Genomic DNA, 20766 nt, shown 5'->3' with positions numbered 1-20766 from the left:
AGACGCCGAGCGTGCCGCCCCGTCAGATGTGCCTCGGTGCGGTCACAACCACATGTCGTACGCGTATCTGGCGAGGGCGGCCCCCAGGGCGAGGGCAAAGGTGATCTGGATGCATCGCAACGTGAGAACGCGCGCGGCCGATGACCGCGAGCTTGGGGCAGGTGGCTCGGCGCCTGCTGGTTGTCCGGACGGTCGGTGGTGGGTGCCGCCTGACCGGCCGAGGACGGGGCTCACTTCTCGACGTCCGCGAGTAGCTGCTGGATGCGGCAGACGCCTTCTACCAAGTCGTCATCCTTGAGCGCGTAGGACAGGCGGAGATAACCCGGGGTTCCGAATGCCTCACCGGGGACGACGGCTACCTCGGCTTCGTCCAGCAGCAGCGCGGCCAGATCGACGCTCGTGTCGACACGCCGTCCGCGGATACGCCGGCCCAGCAGGTCCCTCACCGAGGCGAAGACGTAGAACGCACCATCGGGTTCGGGGCAGTGGACGCCCACGACCTCGTTGAGCATGCGCACGATCGTCTGCCGCCGCCGGTCGAAGGCCGTTCGCATCACGGAAACGGTATCAAGGCTTCCGGAGACGGCTGCCAAAGTGGCGGCCTGGGCGATGTTGCAGACGTTGGACGTGGCGTGAGACTGCAGCCTCGTCATTGCGCCGACGACGTGAGGAGGACCGACCGCCCAGCCGACCCGCCAGCCGGGCATGGCATACGACTTCGCCACGCCGTTGACCACGACACACCGGTCCCGTACGGCGGGCGTGACGACAGGAAGACTGTGAAATTGCGCATCCCCGTAGACCATGTGCTCGTAGATCTCGTCGGAGATCACCCACAGATCCTTCTCGGCTGCCCAATCGCCGACGGCCCGAATCTGCGTCTGGTCATAGACCGCGCCCGTCGGGTTGGCGGGGGACGAGAAGACGAGCATGGTGGTGTTCTTCGTCCAAGCACGCTGGAGCTGCTCCACTGTGACGCGGTACCCCGTGGACTCGTCGGCGAACACCGGTACGGGTATCGCGCCGGCCAGCCTGATGGCCTCCGGATACGTCGGCCAGTACGGCGCGGGCACGATTACTTCGTCCCCGGGATTGAGCAACACGGAGAAGGCCTGGTAGATGGCTTGCTTGCCGCCGTTGGTCACGATTACCTGCGATGCGTCCACGCGGTAACCGGAATCGCGAAGGGTCTTCGCCGCGAGAGCTTCCCTCAGTTCGGGAAGGCCGTTGGAGGCTGAGTACCGGTGATACCCCGGATCGCCGCAGGCTGCCGCCGCTGCTTCGACGACGTGGCCCGGGGTGGGGAAATCCGGTTCACCGGAAGCGAAAGTGATGACCGGATGTCCGGCGCGCCTGAGCGCTTTGGCCTTGGCATCTATGGCGAGCGTGGCCGACTCGGCGATCGCGGCGACCCGGTCCGAGATACGGCGCCGACCGCCTGGGAGCTCAGCCTGGGCGCTGCTCACCGCGGTTTCCCGTGGCCCCGGCGGTACGTTGGCAGTCGTTATGGCCTTTGGCCGCACTTGTCCTTTCACCTCGCCCTGGCCACGACGACGGGCTGGTAGTAGCCGGTCTGGTCTTCCGGGGTGACGCCCTCAGGGTCCTTGTGACCGGGGAGGAACCATCGGACGTCGGTAAAACCGCAAGTCGTCAGGGCGTCGTCGAATTCGGCTCGGCGTAGGGCGCGGTAGTCGGTGGTACGCACCGTGGTGTCCCAGCCGTCCTGATTCCGCTTCTTGAGCAGCAGAACGTGGGTCGTGGTGAGCGTCCGCCGGTCCTTCGCCCAGTCCCACGCCTGGACGACGATACTGCGCTCGTCGCCCCCGCCGAAATGCTCCGGAGCCAGCCCCTGTGAGCCGTCGAGTGCGAGCTTGTCGTAGTCCCGAATGGTCGCCAGGAACACACCCCCCGGCCGCAGGCAGGAACGTATCTGGGCCAGGGCCAGCATCAGGTCGTCATCGGTCAGTAGATGCGTCAGTGAATTGGCACCCGAGACGACGGCGTCGAAGGTGCCCACCAACCGCTCGGAGACCTGACGCACATCGCTCCTGATGAAATGGACGTCCAGGCCACGAGAAGCCGCTTCGCGCCGGGCACGTCCCACGGCCCGCTCGCTGAGGTCCGATGCGGTCACCCGGTACCCCTTGGTGGCCAGCGGGAGTGCTTGTGTGCCGATTCCGCAGGTGACGTCCAGGACACGCGCTGGCGGTGCGATTCCTTCAGCGGCGAGGTATGCGGCGATCGCCTCGCCGTAGTGGACGGCGAAACCCCACCAGTCCTCGTACATGCGGTGATAGTTGTCAGCGAGGTCGTCGTAGAACTCCCTGTTCGGATCACGTACAGGCATACTGGTCCTTTGCGTAATTGACGTGAGGAATCCGCGAGGAGGGGCCGGCGGGGCGATGCCGAACGCGCACCGCAGACCGCCAGCTCGCCTGACCGTCAGCGCTCGATGTGGTTGCTGAGTTCGAGCAGATTGCCGTCCGGGTCACGCAGGTAGACGCTGTTGATCGGACCGAGCACGCCGACCCGCTCCACGGGCCCGGATTCGAGCACCGCGCCCTGCGCCTCGAGGTGCGCGATGACCTCCTCGATGGGATCCGACACGATGAAGCAGAGGTGCTCGGTTCCGGGCCCGGGGTTCTGGGCGTGCGGCGCGATCTCCTTGCCGACCTCATGCAGATTGATCTTGGTGTCGCCGAAGCGCAGGGCCTTGCGGTCGTTGACGAGCATGCTGAACGTGACGACCTCCATGCCGAGCACGCGGCTGTAGAAGTCGACGGTGGCGTGGATGTCGTTGACGGTGAGAACGGTGTGGTCGAGCCGCTCGTACTTCATGGGGATTACCTCTCCGGTAGTGATCGATACCGATGGCTGCGTCACGCGTCGTAGGTCAAGGAAGAGACGGGTTCGACGCCCACGAACTCGGCGATGTCGTCGAGGTCGGCCACCACGGACTCCAGAACTGGCACTCCGTGGGTGCGCCGCATCTCGGTGACCCGGCGCCGCCGGTCACCGGGGATGCGTACCGGGGTCAAGGGCTCGACCGGCACACCGCCCCTGACTTCCCGGGCCAGCTGCTCGACTCCTGCGCGGATGACAGCCTGGTCGCCGAGCGCGTCCAGGTTCAGACAGAACACGAAGTGGCCGAGACCGGCTTCGCCGCCCTGATAGGTATGGCGGCTCCACCGGGCGCCGGCGAGCGGGCCGCAGAGCAGCTCCGCGAAGAGGCCCAGCGCTGAGCCCTTGTGCCCGCCGTGGTCCTGATCACCGCCGCCCAGCGGCAGCAGTGCGTAGCCTTTGCGGTTGATCAGACCCGTAACCGTTTCGGCGGCCCCCAGGCTGACCCGGCCGTCCGGCCCCAGCGCCCAACCGGGTCGCATCGGCTTGTCGAGCCGGTCCAGTTGCTCGAGTTTGCCGCGGGAGACGGTACTGCTCGCACCGTCGAAACACAGGGTTCCCCCACTGGTGGGCACGGCGTAGCAGAACGGGTTGGTGCCGAACATCGGCTCGTTGGTTCCCATAGGGGCCACCTGCGGCACCGCGTTGGTGGAGACCATGGTGAACATCCCAGCCCGGGCACCGCGTTCAGCGAACCAGCCGGCGATGCCCATGTGATTGGAACGGCGGACCGTCACCACGGACGAACCGAATTTTCGTGCCCGGTCGGTGGCCAGGTCGACGGCCATGCACAGGGCCGGCTGCCCCAGAGCATTGTGCGCGTCGATGACGCACACACTGCCTTTGTCGCTGACGGTTTCCGGCACCCCGAACCGGTTGATGTCTCCGTTGCACAGCCCTTCCACATAGCGGCGCAGGCGGGCGACTCCGTGGCTTTCGACACCGCCCAGGTCCGCTGCGACGAGGACGTCGGCGGTCACCGCGGCATCGGCGGGACGCGCACCCGCAGCTGTCAGTGCCTCGGTGGTGAATCTCGTCAGTTCGGTGGCATCGATCAGCCGCCGCCATTCCTGGATCTTCTCGGAATCTGTCATGGTGACTTTCCTGTCTGCCCGAGGGGGCGCCCGCTCCGCGCAGAGACCGAGCGCCCTGCCTGTGACCCGGTGGGGTCCGGCCGACGGCGGCGCTTTCCGCTACCGGCGGCTGGGTCTGCCGCTTCCGTCAAGACTGGGGCGGCTCGGTGACGACCGTGACGGCCCGGCGGATCCGCGCCTCTTCGGCGTCGGCGTCGGCGTCGAGCGGTAGGTCGAAGATGACAGTGACAGCCCGGTTCGACGACTCGGTGATGGATTCCAGCTCGAAGCCGCGGGGCTTGATCACGAAAAGCTCATGCACGGTGGCGGGAGCCTCCTTGTCGACCGCGGCGAGCTCGGGCCAGATGGCGGTCGTGTCGGCCAGCCAGCGTGGCGTGATGCCGTCGAGGCCGTTGACCCGGACGTCCCGAAGGATGCCTGGGGTGTGCTCGAAGTAGACCTGCCGGCCCCGACGCTTGAACACGGCCGGGTACGCGGTAGGTCGGCCCATGGCGATGTCGATGAGGACCGGCTCGATCGGCTTGCCCGTGGCCAGGTGGTACAGGTGCAGACAGCCGTCGCCCGGGGCGCGCGCCGCGATTTCCATCAACACGACTCGGCCGTCGTCGGTGAGTCGGTACTCCGCGTGCGCGTATCCGTTCTCGAAACCCAGCCGACCGACCACGCCCAGCTGTGCCTCGACGATCTGTTCCGTCTCGTGCCCATTGAGATTGTTGGGCGGCGTGGTGTGGACCAGCTCGACGAAGAACTCGGTCGAGTCCTCGTTGGTGCCCTTCTGCGTGAGCAGCGTGACGATCGGCTTGCCGTTGCTGACGAGGGTGTCCACGTTGTACTCGCGTCCCTGCACCCGCTCCTCGACGAGCAGCCGAGCACCGGGTTCGAGTTCGGTGACGATGTCGAGGAGCGCATGCACGTCCTCGACCACGCGGACACCGATGCTGGACTCACGGTCGAGCGGCTTGACCGCGGCCGGAAAGACGCCGTCGTACTGCTTGGCCAGCTCGGTTGCCTGCTCGCCGTCGGCAATGCCGCTGGTGGGAGCGGTGATGAGCACCGAAGTGGGGCTCCACTCACGCAGATAGCGGCGCTGGAGCAGCTTGTTGCGGCAGACTCGCGAGGCACGCCACCCCGGTGCAGGAAGGCCGAGCATGTCGGAGACGACCTGGCCGGCGTCCACATACACCTCAGCGTTGACGAGCACGCCGCGGATGTCGTACTCCGCGGCCCAGCGGGCCGCCTGGTCGGCCATACCGCTGATGTCGGCGGCGTCGCGCAGGCTGACATCGGTGATGTCGGCGAAGGGGTGACCCGGGGTACCGAGAAGCTCGATGCCCTTTTGCACCATGGCGGAGCCCTGCTTCTGAGAGATGGCCAGAACCGCCAAGCCGCGCTTGCGCAGCTCGATCAGGGACGGGCCGATCTTGGACAGGTCACTGAAAATGATGAAAGCGGGCTGCTTGTCTGCGGGCACAGGAATGCACGTCTCTTTCGTTCGGGAATCAATGGGGTCTGTCGAGGCGGACGTCAGCCGAGTTCGACGGCATCGGCGGCCGCGTCGAGGATGGCCAGTGCCTCGGCGAGTTCGGACTCGGACATCGTGACCGGCGGCATGATCTTGAGCATGGCGCCACCGAGCGTCGACGGCACACACACCAGGAGACCGCGCTCGACACACTCGGCGGCCATGCGCTGCGACGAACCAGGGTCGAACGAGCCGTTCTCGTCGGTGCACGCGACGCCAGCGATCATGCCCATCGTCCCGATGATCTTGCGGCGTCGAGGTTTCCTGCCGACCCAGTCGGCCAGCCCGTCAGCGAGTTGCCGACCCCTGGCTGAGGCCTCGGACACGATCCGTCCGTCGGCGAACAGCGCAAGGTTGGCCTCTGCGGCGGCCAGGGAGATCGGGTTGCCACTGTGCGTACTGGTGAGCTCGCCCGGACGCACGTGCTCGGTGAAGCTCGGATCACCGATGAGCACCGCCGAAACGGGCAGCGAGCCCGATAGGCCCTTGGCCACCAGCAAGAGGTCTGGCCGGATACCAGTGTGTTCGTAGGCAAAGAGCCGGCCGGTGCGGCCGAAACCGGACTGGATCTCGTCGAAGATGAGCAGGGCCCCGTGCCGTGTGCACCATTCCCGCAAGGCGCGGGCTGCCGACGGGTCGATCTGGCGCAGGGTGGACCCCTGGTAGATCTCCCCCATCACGCAGGTCACATCCTCGGGGCCCGCCCCGATCCCACGCAGGCCTGCTTCGATGACCTCCGGGCTCCAGGCCTGACCGCGGGCCGGGAAGGGCACCCTGAGGAAGGCTTCGTCGAGCGCCGGAGCCCAGTCACGCTGCGCCGGCAGCCCGCCGGCAAGCTGCGCGCCCAAGGTACGGCCGTGGAAGGCGCCCTCGAAGGTGACGACGATCCGCCGGCTACCGTGCGGCTGCGCACCCCGGCGAGCGATCGCGTGGCGGCTGGAGATCTTCAGTGCGCCCTCGACCGCCTCCGCTCCCGTGGTGTACAGGACCGACTGCGGGAAACCGGAGAGTTCAGACAGGGCGCGCACCACGCGGGCCCGCACTCGCGTCGGGAACATGTAGGCGTGCAGCAGTCCCTGCCGAGCCTGCTCGGTGATCGCATCGACCACCTCGGGGCGCGCATGGCCGGCGTTCGCGGTCAGGATTCCACTCGTCCAGTCGAGCCAGGAGCGGCCGTTGCGGTCGAAGACGCGGCTACCGCTGGCCCGGTCCCACACCACCGGATGCTGTGTGTGCATGGTGGCCGGCTCGTAGCGCCTCAGCGTCTGGAGTACCCAGGCATCGGATTCGGTGCCGGCCGACGCGGCAGCGGTGTCCTCCGGGCTCATGGTGCCGATGTTGTCCAGTGCTGTCATGTCAGCCCCGCACCGTCCAGGCCGTGCCACTGGTGTCGGAGGCTGTGACTGCGACGGCGACCAGCTGCTCGTCGCCAGTGTTGACCAGGCCGTAGTACAGGCCGGCAGGCGCCAAGCTGACGGTGCCTGGCCCGACGGAGGAGCGGCTGGGCTCGGGAAGCGATCGCTTGGGCGGGGCGTCCAGCGGGTAGTGGGCGGACGGTACGTAGCTACCGGCTGCCTCGGGTTCTTCCTTGTCGAAGGCGTGGAACTCGCCGTGGCCTTCGAGGACCACGATCATGCCGTCGGCCTGCGGGTGCATGCGGGCCGAGATGTCCTGTCCCGGGTTGAGCCGCCACGCGGCGACCTGCATGTGCCCGCTTGTCCACAGGCCCAGCTTGCGAGCCACCGGGTCGTTGCATGGAGCCGTCGGCACGGAAATGGTTCGAATGCGCATCAAGATCACCGATCTCTTGAGGGGAGGAGATTACTGAGGTGCGCCCGGTAGCGTCAGCCCTCGAGGAACTGCATCTGCATGATCTGGGTGAAGAACTTGCCACTGGGGCGGATCTCGACCCCCCCGGTCTCCACGCGGATACGCCTGGTCTCCACCGGTTCGAGATCACCCTCGAACCATCCGCCGGCTTCCACGGTGATACCCTCCGCGGCCAACAGCGTCTTCTCTCCGCCCTGCTCCGGGTAGGCGATGACACGCAGCGTGCCGGGGAAGCCGGTGCGGATCACGGGGACAGCGCGGCGCTGGAGACGGATCCTCACCGGGACGCGGACACCACCGAGGTCGATGTCCAGGTACTCGGCCTGGGGTTCATTGCGGCTCAACGAGCCCCAGCCGGTGTGAGGGTTGCCGTCGAACAGTGCCTGCTCGTTCCAGAAGTCGTACCGGTGGCATCCGGACGAGTCGGTGACGTAGCAGTCTTCGATGACCTTCAGCTGGTTGAGAGACATGCCTGCTGTTCCTTTCCGCTATTGCTTTCTATGGGTGAGCAGTGAGCCGTGGACGCCGCTGAACGCTCAGTTCCTCGAGAGCATCCGGAACGCCCACGAGGTCGTCCAGGACGATGTCCGCCTCAGTTCGTGCCGAGTCGGAGTGGGCTAGACGGCGGTCGATGAGAATGGTGGCCATTCCGACACCCCGCGCGCCCGCCAGTTCGTGGTGCTGGCCGTCACCGACGAAGGCACAGGACGAGCCGGACACGCCGAGCTGATCCGTTGCGTTCAAATAGATGTCCGGGTGCGGCTTGAGCCGTTTCACCCGATGTGAGAAGACGGTCACGTCGAAGTACTCACGGAGGCCGAGCCGCTCAAAGATCCATTCGGCGTGGTCGGAGGCATTCGATACCAGCGCGAGAGAGAGCCCTTGCTCGCGGAGCTGCTTCAGCAGAGGCACGCTTTGCGGGTCGACCTCAAAGCTCGCCACCATACTGGGGAAGTGGCGTTCGACGGCTGTGTAAACGTCGTCCGGGACACATTGAACACCAGTCGCCTGGGCGGACAACAGAATGCGCTCGACTATCCCCGGAACAGTGCCCGCCATCGTTTCGTCGTGAAGATCGTCGTAGGCCGGCTTCCAGGATTCAAGGTCAAGTCCGAGCTCCGTCGCCACGTCACGAAAGAATGGATTGCCCGGCGTCCTGTGCACCAGCGTCGAGAACAGGTCAAAGCAGACCCCTCGGTAGATACTGATTTTGACTCCTCCTGTCACGAACGGCCTGTCTGGGGTATGGGTGAAAGTCACACCGACTGCAACGCACGACGGGGGGACAACTCCCTGGGCTTGCCGAGCGGTAGTTGACGCTGCTCGAAGAAGAGGTTCTGCTTGACCCAGTTCGAGCCCATGCGCTCGAAGATCACATCATGATCGGTTTGGACCCCCGCGTCGTTCGCAGCCAATTCATTGATCACCAGCTCGGCAAGATCGCAGTTGTCGGCGAGGCGGAGGCCACCGTGTTCGTCGACCGTGTACGGCGTGTCTTCCATGCCGAACCGCACGACGTCGACACCGCTGTCCGGCTGCGCCGCGTACGTCACCAGCCTGCGCAAGGCGCAGGCCACCTGCCCGCGACGGGTGCCGACGTCCAGCGGCACGAGATGCTCGGCGGCCTGGCCCGGCAGCACCGCGGCACCGACGGTGATGGTGACATGACGCTTTTTCACACCTGGGTCGGCAAGGTCGTACTCCAATCGCCTCGCGGAATCCACCACGCGCTTGAACTCGGTGTAACTTTTGGGGAAGGGGAGGCGCGGAGAGAAGCCGAAAAGCAGCGTGATGTTCAGCTGCCCGCTGCCGCCGAGTCTCATCTCGGGGTGCTCGACCGCGTACCGGGTCAGCGCATAACTCCGAGGAAACTGAACCCATTCCACCTCATGGAATAGACCCATCCTTTGCCGGGCCTGTATCGCGTTCCGGTACACCTCGAATTGAATGAGCGGGGAGGTCCGACCATAGTTCGCCCCGTTGCTCGTGGAGTAGGTTTCGAGATCCGTAGTGGCGAGCCGCTCTGACGGTACATAGTCGGCGACTACCTTGCTGAATCCCTCGCTGTCGATGAAGTCGAGAGTCAGATCGCCGTACTGTCGTTCCACCTCGCATATCAGCTGGAGCTCAACAGCGGCCTGGAGGGTGACGAAGTGTGCACCGCCGAGATGCAGTGGCATGCTGCTCTGGCTGATACGCTCCCACTCACCGAATCGCTGGATGCTTTCCCTTACCTCCGGGCCGTTCCGGCTCGCCCCGAAACTGATTAGCATGTCCTTGCATCTACGCTGCAGTGGCCGACTTATCTCCTGATATATTTCGTTGCTGGTGGACTGCTCGCGCGTTCTGGGATTTCGCGCATGGTAGTGATAGTAACGGCATCCCATTCCGTAGAGAGCTTCGGCTTCCGCAATCAGTGCCAGTGGTGAACTCTTGATGGTTTCACCGGTGCTGATCTGGTCGAGAAGAACGTCACCGGTCTTGCGGTGATTGCCTGGGGTGAACTTGGCGCCAGTCGATGCGCAGCCAAGGATTAGGGTTTTTTCGCCTTTCACCTTCTACTTCTCCCCAAATTATTCTGAGGCCGATTGCGCCACTGGTTCTTCTCGAGACCAGCCATGCAAGGCAGTGGAAGTCAGTGCATCGTCCACAATTCTCGCCATCTCGCAAACCGTGACGCTGTCTGGACATGCGATCTCGAGCGCCGCAACGGCATCCGTACAGCGGAGCAAAGTGAAGGACCATTGCGTGGGCAAGCTGGCTATAAGGCGCACTGCAGCCGTCTCGGGCGCCATCCCGGCACGCCCTCGGATCTGAACTCGGTGCGTGATGGCCATGGACTGTCCCCCCATTGATCAATATTGGGGCACCATCGCACCTGGCGTAACGACTGGAGTCGATCAGTAAAACGTCAGGTAGCCCGGTGTGATACTTGCATCATCCCCAATCATTGACATCGGAATGCTCGACGGGAGCGGCCTGTATGGAGGAAGGGGCTGTGGAAGCATCCGCTCGCGCCGAACTTGTGCTGTTCAGCGTGAGAACTGCAACGCCGAGCATTGAGCCGACGACTAAGCGAACCACATTGTTCGTGAGTGCGGCCTTTGCGTCACCGAAAACAGCGTTTCGCATGATGGTCCCCCGTTCGATCCGATGCTGACTGCCACTACCTGGTGGCGAGATAACTCTGCCGCCAATCAGGCTGGCGATCGATGGGGTCCCGACTCATCATCCTGCATTCCCTGACAGCCACTTGCTGCATGCACGGATGAGAAGCCGGTCGCGCGGTGAGGGCGGCTGGCATTCCTGGCCGACGTTAGTTATGTTCAAATATTGGACTAAAAGGTCGGTCCGATGGTGGCTTGAAAACGGCCAGCCCAGGCTGAAAGAGGCGTCAGATGATGTCACGCAGCTGCTGGTTCAGACCGAGATGATCTTTCCTTGACGGGCGTGATCAGGCGCCGGAGCTCTCGTGGACGGGGCCGTTCACCGGGCTGAGCCCACGGCTGTCCGGACAACCGATCACCGCGCTGTGCCGCGCGGGGGCCGACCAGGTCGGCAAGGGCCGGCCGTGGTCCCTCCCGCTGGAGGGCTCGCCCCGCTGTTCGGCATCTCGAAGTCCACGGCTGGCCGGATCGTCGACCACCTGGACCGCCTCTCACACTCAAAGTGCCCGAGAAGGCGAGCGGCTCGGCCGGAACGTCGTAGATCATTCATGGGTCAACATCTACGCTGGGAAAAAAGATCAGTGGCCGGCGGGCTGTGGAGGTAAGTTGATCTTTTGAGCCTCGTCCCAGACCTTTACCTGGCTCGCGAGGGCCCTCGCGCGACGTAAGGAGGAACGATGTCACAAGCCAGTCTGCGGTTCCTGGACGTCGATCCGGATGACGAGGAGGCCTACCGGCTCCTCCTCCGCCGTGGAGGCTTCAAGGGAACGGAGCTGGTTCGACAGTTGACGGGCGCCACACGCCCCGAAGAGGCCACGCTGGACCCTGGAGTCATCCGCCACCGGCTGACCGACCTGGGGCTGGCCACCGAAACGCCGGGCGGGTTACTGGCGCCCGTGTCACCGGCCAAGGCGATCGAAGGGCTGGTGGAACGCAAAGTGGGCCGACTCCGGGACCAGTTAGAGGAGGAGGTCATCCGTAGCAGGATCGTCGATTCGCTGCTGGCCGAGCACGAGAAGTCCATAGCCGGTGACGCTGACCCGGCGAATCCCACCTCCAACGGTCAGACCCAGCACATCGAGGGCATGGCTGCGGTACGGGCAGTCATCGATGAACTCACCTTCTTCACCCGAACCGAGAATCTGACGACCACTCCGACGGGGATACTCAGCCAGGAGAACATCGCTAACGCACGTCTGATGGATGCGCGGATCCTCCGCCGCGGAGTGCACATGCGAACCATTCTGGCGTCGCCCGCGCTCGACGATCCCGCCACGATGGCCTACCTGCGGGAACTGACCTCTAAAGGTGCGCATGTGCGAATATCGTATGCGCCCATTGAGCGCCTGATCATCTGTGATCGTGTCGCCGCACTCACCCCCATCGACCCCAGCCAGACATCCAAGGGCGCGATTCTCACCCGAGATCTGGGATTGGTGGCTGCCCTCGTCTCGCTCTTCGAGCGCATGTGGCAGACAGCGCACGACCTGCCGACGTCGGACGATGGCGAGGTCGAAGCAGATGATTTCGCCAGCGACTACGAGCGGCAAGTCCTACGGTCGCTCCGCACGGCTGAGAAAGACGAGATCGGCGCACGTGAGCTGGGCATCGCAGTCCGCACGTACCGCAAGCATGTGGCCTCGATCATGCAGCGCCTCGGCGCGACCAATCGCTTCCAGGCAGCCCTGCTGGCTCGTGAACGCGGATGGATCTGACACGGCAGCTGTAGATCCGGTGCCGTCGTCGGCAAACGACACTGATGCGTACACTTCCGAGCTTGGTCGGGCGGATGAGGGCCGTCTGGACGACGAAGTCCTCGTCGTCGGAACCGAGCAGGCGGGGGCGGCCTCGCGCGCACGGTGTCCCAGGCTCACCTCGCCGGGTTGATCCGCGCCCTGTCGATGCTCGCCTTGGTGCGCCGCACACCTTGACGCTGCCCGGCCGCGGCGAGCCGCCCCGGCCCCTACTGGAACATGCCGAGGTGTCTCCGCCGGTCGAGGTGGAACGTCCGTGAGGACAGCCGAAGGCGGACGGGCAGCGGAGAGAGCCCTCCCTCCTCCTCACCACGCGGTTCGGCGACGCCGCGGTCAACAGGTGGAACACCTGCACGTGGATACCGGCGCCGGCCAGGGCCGGCGCCGTTCCGGCGCGCCCTCAGGAGGCGAAGCGGTGGCAGTGGGCGGCGCCGAAGGACGGCTTCCACGTGCTGCGGCACACCTCCGCCTTGATCATGCTGGAGGCGGGGGAGCCCGTGGTCACGCCGGTGCGGCGGCTCGGGCTCTCCTCCTCGGCCGTAACGCTCGGTTACTATGCTCACTTCATGCCGGAGGCCGGAAACAGGGGGCGTACCGCCATCGACGGACTGCTGGGGAGACGATGCTGAGAGAAGTCGCCGCGACTCGCTACATCGAGCCCCTGCGCTCCGGCGGCTCCGTCCCCGGAGTCGTCGAGGCGGATGATCTCGGTACGTATGTCGTGAAGTTCACCGGTTCCGCGCAGGGGCACAAGGCGCTGGTGGCCGAGGTCGTCGTCGGGGAGCTGGCCCGCGCGCTCGGCCTGCGCTTTCCCGAGCTGGTGCTGGTCCACTTCGACCCCGCCGTCGCCGCCGCCGAGCCGCACCAGGAGGTGCGCGAGCTGCACGGCGCGAGCGCGGGCGTGAACCTCGGGATGGACTATCTGCCGGGTGCCCGGGACCTCACCCCGGAGATCGCCCGGACCTTCCCGGTGGACCCGCTGGAGGCGGGCCGGATCGTCTGGCTGGACGCGCTGACCGTCAACGTCGACCGTACGGTCCACAGCTCCAACCTGATGGTGTGGCCCACCCTCGGCACCGCGCCGGCCCGGCTGTGGCTCATCGACCACGGCGCCGCCCTCGTCTTCCACCACCGCTGGGACACCACGGCCCCGGGCAGGCGCTACGACTTCCGGCACCACGCCCTCGGCCACTACGGCCCCGATGTGCGCGCCGCCGACGCCGAGCTGGCACCCCGGGTGACCGAGGAGCTGCTGCGCTCGATCGTCGCCGAGGTGCCGGACGCCTGGCTCGCCGAGGACGCCGGGTTCGCCACGCCCGACGACGTCCGGGACGCCTACGTCGGCTATCTGCTGGAGAGGGTCCGGCTCTCGGCCGAGTGGCTGCCCACCGACTTCCCGAGCCGCGAGGAGCTGGCGGCCGAGGAGGCCGTCCGCGCGGCCCGGACCCGGGCGGGCCGCCCGGACTGGCTGAAGCGGGTCCCCGACCTGCACGGCAAGCCGGCGGCGGAGCAGGACTGGTCGGCGCACCTGGGCTGAGCCGGGAGACGGCCGAGGGGCCCGGGGAATCCCCCGGGCCCCTCGGAGCGGGCGGCGGTCAGCCGCGCAGCCGCTCGTACGCCGGCAGGGTGAGGAAGTCGGCGTAGTCCTCGTCCAGGGACACCTGGAGCAGCAGGTCGTGCGCCTCCTGCCAGTGGCCGGCCGCGAAGGCCTCCTCGCCGATCTCCTCGCGGATGGCGTCGAGTTCCTCGGCGGCGACCTTGCGGGCCAGCTCCGGGGTGGCCTTCTCGCCGTTGCCGAACTCGACCCCGGCGTTGATCCACTGCCAGATCTGCGAGCGGGAGATCTCGGCGGTGGCCGCGTCCTCCATCAGGTTGAAGATGGCGACCGCGCCCAGCCCGCGCAGCCAGGCCTCGATGTAACGGATGCCGACCTGGACGGCGTTGACCAGACCCTCGTACGTCGGCTCGGCGTCGAGCGAGTCGACGGCGATGAGGTCGGCCGCCTCGACGTGGACGTCCTCGCGCAGCCGGTCCTTCTGGTTCGGCCGGTCGCCGAGGACCTTGTCGAAGGACTCCATCGCGATGGGCACCAGGTCGGGGTGGGCGACCCAGGAGCCGTCGAAACCGTCGTTCGCCTCGCGGTCCTTGTCGGCGCGGACCTTCTCGAAGGCGACCTTGTTGACCTCCGCGTCCTTGCGGGACGGGATGAAGGCCGCCATGCCGCCGATGGCGTGCGCGCCGCGCTTGTGGCAGGTGTGGACCAGCAGTTCGGTGTAGGCCCGCATGAACGGGGCGGTCATCGTCACCGCGTTGCGGTCCGGCAGGACGAACTTGGCGCCGCCGTCACGGAAGTTCTTCACGATGGAGAACAGGTAGTCCCAGCGGCCGGCGTTCAGCCCGGAGGCGTGGTCGCGGAGTTCGTAGAGGATCTCCTCCATCTCGTACGCCGCCGTGATGGTCTCGATCAGGACGGTGGCGCGGATGGTGCCCTGCGGGATGCCGACGTGGTCCTGGGCGAAGACGAACACCTCGTTCCACAGCCGGGCTTCGAGGTGCGACTCGGTCTTGGGCAGGTAGAAGTACGGGCCCTTGCCGAGGTCGAGCAGCCGCTGGGCGTTGTGGAAGAAGTACAGGCCGAAGTCGACGAGGGCACCGGGGACCGGCGTGCCGTCGGCGTCGACGAGGTGCCGTTCGTTCAGGTGCCAGCCGCGCGGGCGCATGACGACGGTCGCCAGTTCCTCGTTCGGCCGCAGGGCGTACGACTTGCCGGTGCGCTCGTCGGTGAAGTCGATGCTGCGGGTGTAGGCGTCGATCAGGTTGAGCTGGCCGAGGACGACGTTCTCCCAGGTGGGCGCGGAGGCGTCCTCGAAGTCGGCGAGCCAGACCCGCGCGCCCGAGTTGAGCGCGTTGATGGTCATCTTCCGGTCGGTGGGCCCGGTGATCTCGACACGCCGGTCGTTCAGCGCGGCCGGGGCCGGGGCGACCCGCCAGGAGTCGTCCGCGCGGACGGCGGCCGTCTCCGGCAGGAAGTCGAGCGTGGAGGTGCGGGCGATCTCGGCGCGGCGCTCGGCCCGGCGGGCGAGGAGTTCGTCACGGCGCGGGGTGAACCGCCGGTGCAGCTCCGCCACGAAGGCGAGCGCCGCGTCGGTGAGGACCTCCTCCTGCCGGGGCAGGGGCTCGGCGTCGACGATGGCCAGCGGGGACGGCGCTGGTGCGGACATGAGCTGTCACTTCCTTCAGCGGTGGCACCGGGTGCCAAGTGGCACGAATAGGGCAGACAGCGCCCACTGTGCGGTCGGACGCTTCTGAACAGTGGATAATAGTTTCCTCATCGTGGAACTTCAATGGTGTGTTGACGTCGAGATTCTCTGAGTCGAGGCAAGGTGGCGCTCGGTGCCACCCCGTTCACTCAAGGTGGCCCAGGTCCGCCTCCGTGTCGATGTCGTACGGCTCGGCCACGTCCGCGCACTCCACCAGCCGGATCTCCGCCCGGTGCGCCCGGAGATACGCCCGCGCCCCCCGGTCGCCGGTGGCCGTCTCGGCGATGCCCGCCCAGTGCGCCGCGCCGAACAGCACCGGGTGCCCGCGTACCCCGTCGTAGGCGGCCGAGACCAGCGACCGCTCGTCCCGGTACGCGCCCAGCACCCGGGCCACCGCGTCCGGCCCGATGCCGGGCTGGTCGACCAGGCAGGCCAGGGCCGCCCGCGTCCCCGTGCCGGCGAGCGACGCCAGCCCCGCGCGCAGCGAGGAGCCCATGCCCTCGGCCCAGTCCGGGTTGTCCACCAGCACGCAGCCGCCCAGCGCGGCGCGGGCCCGCACCTCGTCGGCCGCCGCGCCCAGCACCACGTGGATCCGCTCGCACCCGGCCGCGCGCAGCACCCCCACCGCGTGCTCGACCAGGGGGCGCCCCCGGTGTGTCAGCAGTGCCTTGGGGCGTCCGCCGAGCCGTCTGCCGCCGCCGGCGGCGAGCAGCAGGCCCGCGATCTCCCCGTGGGATTCCCGGTTTTCCGTCATGGGTCCTGCATACCCGACGGCGGCGGGATCCGGCCGTGTGCGCGGCGACGGCGCCGTTGGGCTGAATTTCGGTCCGCGCTGTGGCGCGCGGGATCACAGGTGGCGTTTACTGGCCCGCGCACAAGGGCGTGCCGACGGGGAGGGCTGCGTTGCGGAGCTTGGGGCAGAGGCCGGTGACCGGCATCGACGAGGATCCGAGAGTGGCGGAACTGCGTACCGCCGTGTCCCGGCTGCGCCGCCAACTCGCGGTGTTACGGGTGGACTTCCCCGACCGGCCGATAGCCGAGGAGGAACTGGCCGCCCTGGCCACGATGGCCGCCGGGGGCGTCCCGGAGATCCCGCGGCTGCGCGCCTCGCTGCTGCTCGTCGCCGGCGCGATCGGCTCGATGAGCGCGCTGACCAGGGGTCTGGCCCAGGTACGCGCCGCCGTCGACCTGTTCGGCGAGCCACCGCGGGCCTAGCCGCCCGTCGACAGGAGCGTTCCGGGGCGCGCGGTCGGCCGCTGGCTGGTTGTGGTCGGCACCGGCCGGGGCGTGGCCGGCCTGACGCGGACAGTCACCCCAGGGCGAAAACCGCTGCCGGGGTGGCCGGTTCCACGAACACCGGTCCGCGTCCGGCACCGATGCCGGCGCCCCGGCCGGCGCGACGGCGCGGTCCGGGGCCGTCGGTGGCGTCGTGGGCGGGCGGGCGACGGGCGGATCCCCGCCCGGCACCCTGTCCGCGCGCTCCCGGCGAGCGGAGGGGTACGGCTGCTCGGCCGGAACAAGGAGGACGGCCCGGAAGCCGGGCCCCTCAGCCCTGGTTCTGGCTGGCCAGGGCGGCGGAGAGTTCGGTGGCGATCTGCTGGAGCACCGGCACGATCTTCTCCGTGGCCGTCTCCGTGACCCGGCCGGCCGGCCCGGAGATGGAGATGGCCGCCGCTGTGGGGGAGTCGGGCACGGACACCGCGAGGCAGCGCACCCCGATCTCCTGCTCGTTGTCGTCCACGGCGTACCCCAGCTGCCGTACCTCCTCCAGCGCCGCGAGGAACCCGTCCGGCGTGGTGATGGTCTTCTCGGTGGCCGCGGGCATGCCGGTGCGGGCCAGCAGCGCCCGCACCTCGTCGTCCGGGACCCCGGCGAGCAGCGCCTTGCCGACGCCGGTGGAGTGCGGCAGGACCCGCCGGCCCACCTCGGTGAACATCCGCATCGAGTGCTTCGACGGCACCTGGGCGACGTACACGATCTCGTCGCCGTCGAGCAGCGCCATGTTGGCCGTCTCGCCGGTCTCCTCCACCAGCCGGGCCAGATACGGCCGCGCCCAGGTGCCGAGCAGCCGGGACGCGGACTCGCCGAGGCGGATCAGGCGGGGGCCGAGCGCGTACCGCCGGTTGGCCTGCTGGCGCACGTAGCCGCAGGCGACCAGCGTGCGCATCAGCCGGTGGATGGTCGGCAGCGGCAGGCCGCTGGCCGCGGACAGCTCGCTCAGGCCCACCTCGCCGCCCGCGTCCGCCATCCGCTCGAGCAGGTCGAAGGCGCGCTCCAGGGACTGCACCCCGCCTGCGGCGGAGGGCTTGGCGGAGTCGGTGGTGCTGGCGCTGGACGTCGGCACGGCGCGTTCCTTTCGGGACTGGCGGGAGAGCAGAAGCCTACCCGGCAGTCGGTTGACTCCCCGCTTGTACATAGCTACGTTCTGCTTGCTGGAATTCTAATTCCGCTTTGTGGAAACGTCTAGAGCGGGTGTCGCCCTCGTGCTGCCCCGAAGTGTGCCTCTTGACGACGGAGTAGCGGGAGTGAAGACTCCTTCAACAGAACGTTGAAATCCGTTACGTGGGTGTAAATCCCGTTTCCTGGACGTAAAGACGGCGGTATAGAGAGGGGTTCGGGTGTCCGACGCTGAACTGGTGCTGCGCTCGACGCGTGTGATCACTCCGGACGGGACGCGGGCCGCCACGGTCACCGTCTCCGGCGGGAAGATCACGGCCGTCCTGCCGTACGACGCCGAGGTTCCGGCCGCGGCCCGGCTGGAGGACGTCGGCGACCACGTGCTGCTGCCCGGCCTGGTCGACACCCACGTACACGTCAACGACCCGGGCCGCACCGAGTGGGAGGGCTTCTGGACCGCCACCCGCGCAGCGGCGGCCGGCGGCATCACCACCCTGATCGACATGCCGCTCAACTCCCTGCCGCCCACGACCACGGTCGAGCACCTGCGGATCAAGCAGGACGTGGCCCGGGACAAGGCCCACATCGACGTCGGCTTCTGGGGCGGCGCCCTGCCCGACAACGTCAAGGACCTGCGCCCGCTGCACGACGCCGGCGTCTTCGGCTTCAAGGCCTTCCTCTCCCCGTCCGGCGTGGACGAGTTCCCGCACCTCGACCAGGACCAGCTCACCCGGTCGATGGCCGAGATCGCCGGGTTCGACGGGCTGCTCATCGTGCACGCCGAGGACCCGCACCACCTGGCCGGCGCCCCCCAGCACGGCGGCCCGAAGTACGCCGACTTCCTCGCCTCCCGCCCGCGCGACGCCGAGGACACCGCCATCGCGAATCTCATCGCGCAGGCCCGGCGCCTGAACGCCCGCGTGCACGTGCTGCACCTGTCCTCCGCCGACGCCCTGCCGCTGATCCGCGCCGCCCGCGCCGAGGGCGTGCGCGTCACGGTGGAGACCTGCCCGCACTACCTCACCCTGACCGCCGAGGAAGTCCCCGACGGCGCCAGCGAGTTCAAGTGCTGCCCGCCCATCCGCGAGTCCGCCAACCAGGACCTGCTGTGGCAGGCCCTCGCCGACGGCACCATCGACTGCGTCGTCACCGACCACTCGCCCTCCACCGCCGACCTGAAGACCGACGACTTCGCCACCGCCTGGGGCGGCATCGCCGGCCTCCAGGTGAGCCTGCCGGCGGTGTGGACCGAGGCCCGCAAGCGCGGGTACACCCTGGAGGACGTCGTCCGCTGGATGTCCGCCCGGACCGCGGACCTGGCCGGCCTGACGCAGAAGGGGGCCATCGAGGCCGGCCGCGACGCCGACTTCGCCGTCCTCGCCCCCGACGAGACCTTCACCGTCGACCCGGCCGGCCTCCAGCACCGCAACCGGGTCACCGCCTACGCCGGCAAGACCCTGTCCGGCGTCGTCAAGTCCACCTGGCTGCGCGGCGAACGCATCGTCGCCGACGGCGAGTTCACCGAGCCGAAGGGCACGCTGCTGAGCCGCACCCGCTGAAACCCACCCACCTTGCCCCGAAAGGAAGAACTGATCACCGTGACGGCGACACCCAGCTTCACCGGCGACGCGAACCCCTACGGAGGCGGCGACCCGTACGCGGACTACCGCACCGCCGACTTCCCCTTCACCCAGTACGCCAACCTCGCCGACCGGCAGCTCGGTGCCGGTGTCATCGCCGCCAACGACGAGTTCTTCGCCCAGCGGGAGAACCTGCTGGTGCCCGAGCGGGCCGAGTTCGACCCCGAGCACTTCGGCCACAAGGGCAAGGTCATGGACGGCTGGGAGACCCGCCGCCGGCGCGGTGTCTCCGCCGAGCACCCCTGGCCCACCGCCGAGGACCACGACTGGGCGCTGGTCCGGCTCGGCGCGCCCGGGGTGATCCGCGGCATCGTCGTCGACACCGCCCACTTCCGCGGCAACTACCCGCAGGCCGTCTCCGTCGAGGGCGCCTGCGTACCCGGCTCGCCCTCGCCCGGGGAACTGCTCGGCGCCGACGTGAAGTGGACCACCCTCGTCCCGCGCACCCCGGTCGGCGGCCACGCGGCCAACGGCTTCGAGGTCACCGCCGAGCAGCGCTTCACCCACCTGCGGGTCAACCAGCACCCCGACGGCGGCATCGCCCGGCTGCGGGTGTACGGCGAGGTCGTCCCGGACCCCGAGTGGCTGGCGGCCCTCGGCACCTTCGACGTGGTCGCGCTGGAGAACGGCGGCCGCGTCGAGGACGCCTCCAACCTCTTCTACTCCCCGGCCACCAACACCATCCAGCCGGGCCGCTCCCGCAAGATGGACGACGGCTGGGAGACCCGCCGCCGCCGCGACCAGGGCAACGACTGGATCAGCTACCGGCTCGTCGCCCAGTCCGCCGTCCGCGCCGTGGAGATCGACACCGCCTACCTGAAGGGCAACAGCGCCGGCTGGGCGTCGGTGTCCGTCCGGGACGGCGAGGACGGCGAGTGGACCGAGGTCCTGCCGCGCACCCGGCTCCAGCCCGACACCAACCACCGCTTCGTCCTGCCCGAGGCGGCCGTCGGCACGCACGCGCGGATCGACATCTTCCCCGACGGCGGCATCTCCCGGCTGCGCCTGTTCGGCTCCCTGACCGAGCGGGGCGCGAGCGCGCTCGCCGCCCGCCACCAGGAACTGGGCGGCTGATCCCCCGCCCGCACGCTCGCGCGGGGTGCCCCGGCCGGACAGCACCGGGGCACCCCGCGCGTCACCCGCACGGCCCCTCCTGCCGCCGGTGCGGAACTCTTCCGTCCGTCTGACGCGTTGTCCCTCA

The 20766-nt window shown here is 67.9% G+C and carries 18 protein-coding genes and 1 pseudogene; 6 read left to right on the top strand and 13 right to left on the bottom strand.

Annotated features, from left to right (window positions below):
- Window positions 1-230: 230 nt before the first annotated feature.
- The 10 genes from ACZ4W9_RS25845 to ACZ4W9_RS25800 form a co-directional block, all read right to left on the bottom strand.
- On the bottom strand, window positions 231-1466 hold the full coding sequence (locus ACZ4W9_RS25845) for a pyridoxal phosphate-dependent aminotransferase (protein WP_467939759.1): 1236 nt from the start codon (window positions 1464-1466) through the stop codon (window positions 231-233).
- Window positions 1467-1531: 65 nt separating this feature from the next.
- Window positions 1532-2347: a class I SAM-dependent DNA methyltransferase gene (locus tag ACZ4W9_RS25840; RefSeq protein WP_467939757.1), complete on the bottom strand. Its 816-nt coding sequence runs from the start codon at window positions 2345-2347 to the stop codon at window positions 1532-1534.
- Window positions 2348-2442: 95 nt separating this feature from the next.
- Entirely contained in the window at window positions 2443-2838 is a 396-nt protein-coding gene (locus ACZ4W9_RS25835; protein WP_467939755.1) for a VOC family protein, read from the bottom strand.
- Window positions 2839-2879: 41 nt separating this feature from the next.
- On the bottom strand, window positions 2880-3995 hold the full coding sequence (locus tag ACZ4W9_RS25830; protein ID WP_467939753.1) for an Ldh family oxidoreductase: 1116 nt from the start codon (window positions 3993-3995) through the stop codon (window positions 2880-2882).
- Between the two features lie 127 nt (window positions 3996-4122).
- Window positions 4123-5466 carry an ATP-grasp domain-containing protein gene (locus tag ACZ4W9_RS25825; RefSeq protein ID WP_467939751.1) on the bottom strand — a complete coding sequence of 448 codons (1344 nt, stop codon included), beginning with the start codon at window positions 5464-5466 and terminating at the stop codon, window positions 4123-4125.
- A 53-nt stretch (window positions 5467-5519) separates the two neighbouring features.
- Window positions 5520-6872, bottom strand: coding sequence for an aminotransferase class III-fold pyridoxal phosphate-dependent enzyme (locus ACZ4W9_RS25820; protein ID WP_467939749.1), 1353 nt, complete (start codon window positions 6870-6872; stop codon window positions 5520-5522).
- Between the two features lies 1 nt (window position 6873).
- Complete coding sequence (locus ACZ4W9_RS25815; protein ID WP_467939747.1) at window positions 6874-7260, bottom strand: cupin domain-containing protein; 387 nt, start codon at window positions 7258-7260, stop codon at window positions 6874-6876.
- Window positions 7261-7361: 101 nt separating this feature from the next.
- The gene (locus ACZ4W9_RS25810) at window positions 7362-7817 is read right to left on the bottom strand and encodes a discoidin domain-containing protein (protein ID WP_467939745.1); all 456 of its coding nucleotides are present in this window, start codon (window positions 7815-7817) and stop codon (window positions 7362-7364) included.
- 28 nt (window positions 7818-7845) lie between these two features.
- Window positions 7846-8574, bottom strand: coding sequence for an HAD family hydrolase (locus ACZ4W9_RS25805; RefSeq protein ID WP_467939743.1), 729 nt, complete (start codon window positions 8572-8574; stop codon window positions 7846-7848).
- Between the two features lie 29 nt (window positions 8575-8603).
- Window positions 8604-9902 carry a hypothetical protein gene (locus ACZ4W9_RS25800; protein WP_467939741.1) on the bottom strand — a complete coding sequence of 433 codons (1299 nt, stop codon included), beginning with the start codon at window positions 9900-9902 and terminating at the stop codon, window positions 8604-8606.
- A 939-nt stretch (window positions 9903-10841) separates the two neighbouring features.
- On the opposite strand from ACZ4W9_RS25800, the pseudogene ACZ4W9_RS25795 reads away from it, so the two are divergent.
- The 3 genes and pseudogenes from ACZ4W9_RS25795 to ACZ4W9_RS25785 all read left to right on the top strand — a co-directional run.
- Window positions 10842-11041: pseudogene (locus tag ACZ4W9_RS25795) on the top strand (helix-turn-helix domain-containing protein); the annotation flags it as partial.
- 150 nt (window positions 11042-11191) lie between these two features.
- Window positions 11192-12229, top strand: coding sequence for a helix-turn-helix transcriptional regulator (locus tag ACZ4W9_RS25790; RefSeq protein WP_467939739.1), 1038 nt, complete (start codon window positions 11192-11194; stop codon window positions 12227-12229).
- Between the two features lie 661 nt (window positions 12230-12890).
- Window positions 12891-13805 carry a HipA family kinase gene (locus tag ACZ4W9_RS25785; RefSeq protein ID WP_467939737.1) on the top strand — a complete coding sequence of 305 codons (915 nt, stop codon included), beginning with the start codon at window positions 12891-12893 and terminating at the stop codon, window positions 13803-13805.
- A gap of 58 nt (window positions 13806-13863) precedes the next feature.
- Here ACZ4W9_RS25785 and aceB read toward each other — a convergent pair whose 3' ends face one another.
- Window positions 13864-15489: a malate synthase A gene (aceB, locus tag ACZ4W9_RS25780; RefSeq protein WP_467939735.1), complete on the bottom strand. Its 1626-nt coding sequence runs from the start codon at window positions 15487-15489 to the stop codon at window positions 13864-13866.
- A 184-nt stretch (window positions 15490-15673) separates the two neighbouring features.
- Window positions 15674-16282: a nucleotidyltransferase family protein gene (locus ACZ4W9_RS25775; protein ID WP_467939733.1), complete on the bottom strand. Its 609-nt coding sequence runs from the start codon at window positions 16280-16282 to the stop codon at window positions 15674-15676.
- A 158-nt stretch (window positions 16283-16440) separates the two neighbouring features.
- Here ACZ4W9_RS25775 and ACZ4W9_RS25770 point away from each other — a divergent pair, with 158 nt between their 5' ends.
- Window positions 16441-16743: a DUF5955 family protein gene (locus ACZ4W9_RS25770; protein WP_467939731.1), complete on the top strand. Its 303-nt coding sequence runs from the start codon at window positions 16441-16443 to the stop codon at window positions 16741-16743.
- 331 nt (window positions 16744-17074) lie between these two features.
- Here ACZ4W9_RS25770 and ACZ4W9_RS25765 read toward each other — a convergent pair whose 3' ends face one another.
- Window positions 17075-17872: an IclR family transcriptional regulator gene (locus tag ACZ4W9_RS25765; protein ID WP_358690581.1), complete on the bottom strand. Its 798-nt coding sequence runs from the start codon at window positions 17870-17872 to the stop codon at window positions 17075-17077.
- A gap of 274 nt (window positions 17873-18146) precedes the next feature.
- On the opposite strand from ACZ4W9_RS25765, the gene allB reads away from it, so the two are divergent.
- A complete protein-coding gene (gene allB, locus ACZ4W9_RS25760) occupies window positions 18147-19484 on the top strand; it encodes an allantoinase AllB (RefSeq protein ID WP_467939728.1) in 1338 nt (445 codons plus the stop codon).
- A gap of 39 nt (window positions 19485-19523) precedes the next feature.
- Window positions 19524-20639: an allantoicase gene (gene alc / locus ACZ4W9_RS25755; protein WP_467939726.1), complete on the top strand. Its 1116-nt coding sequence runs from the start codon at window positions 19524-19526 to the stop codon at window positions 20637-20639.
- Window positions 20640-20766 lie beyond the last annotated feature (127 nt).

The sequence above is a fragment of the Streptomyces sp. NPDC029296 genome (assembly GCF_055569255.1).
Note: the sequence above shows the minus strand (reverse complement) of the source record. Positions and strands in the feature narration are given on the sequence as shown.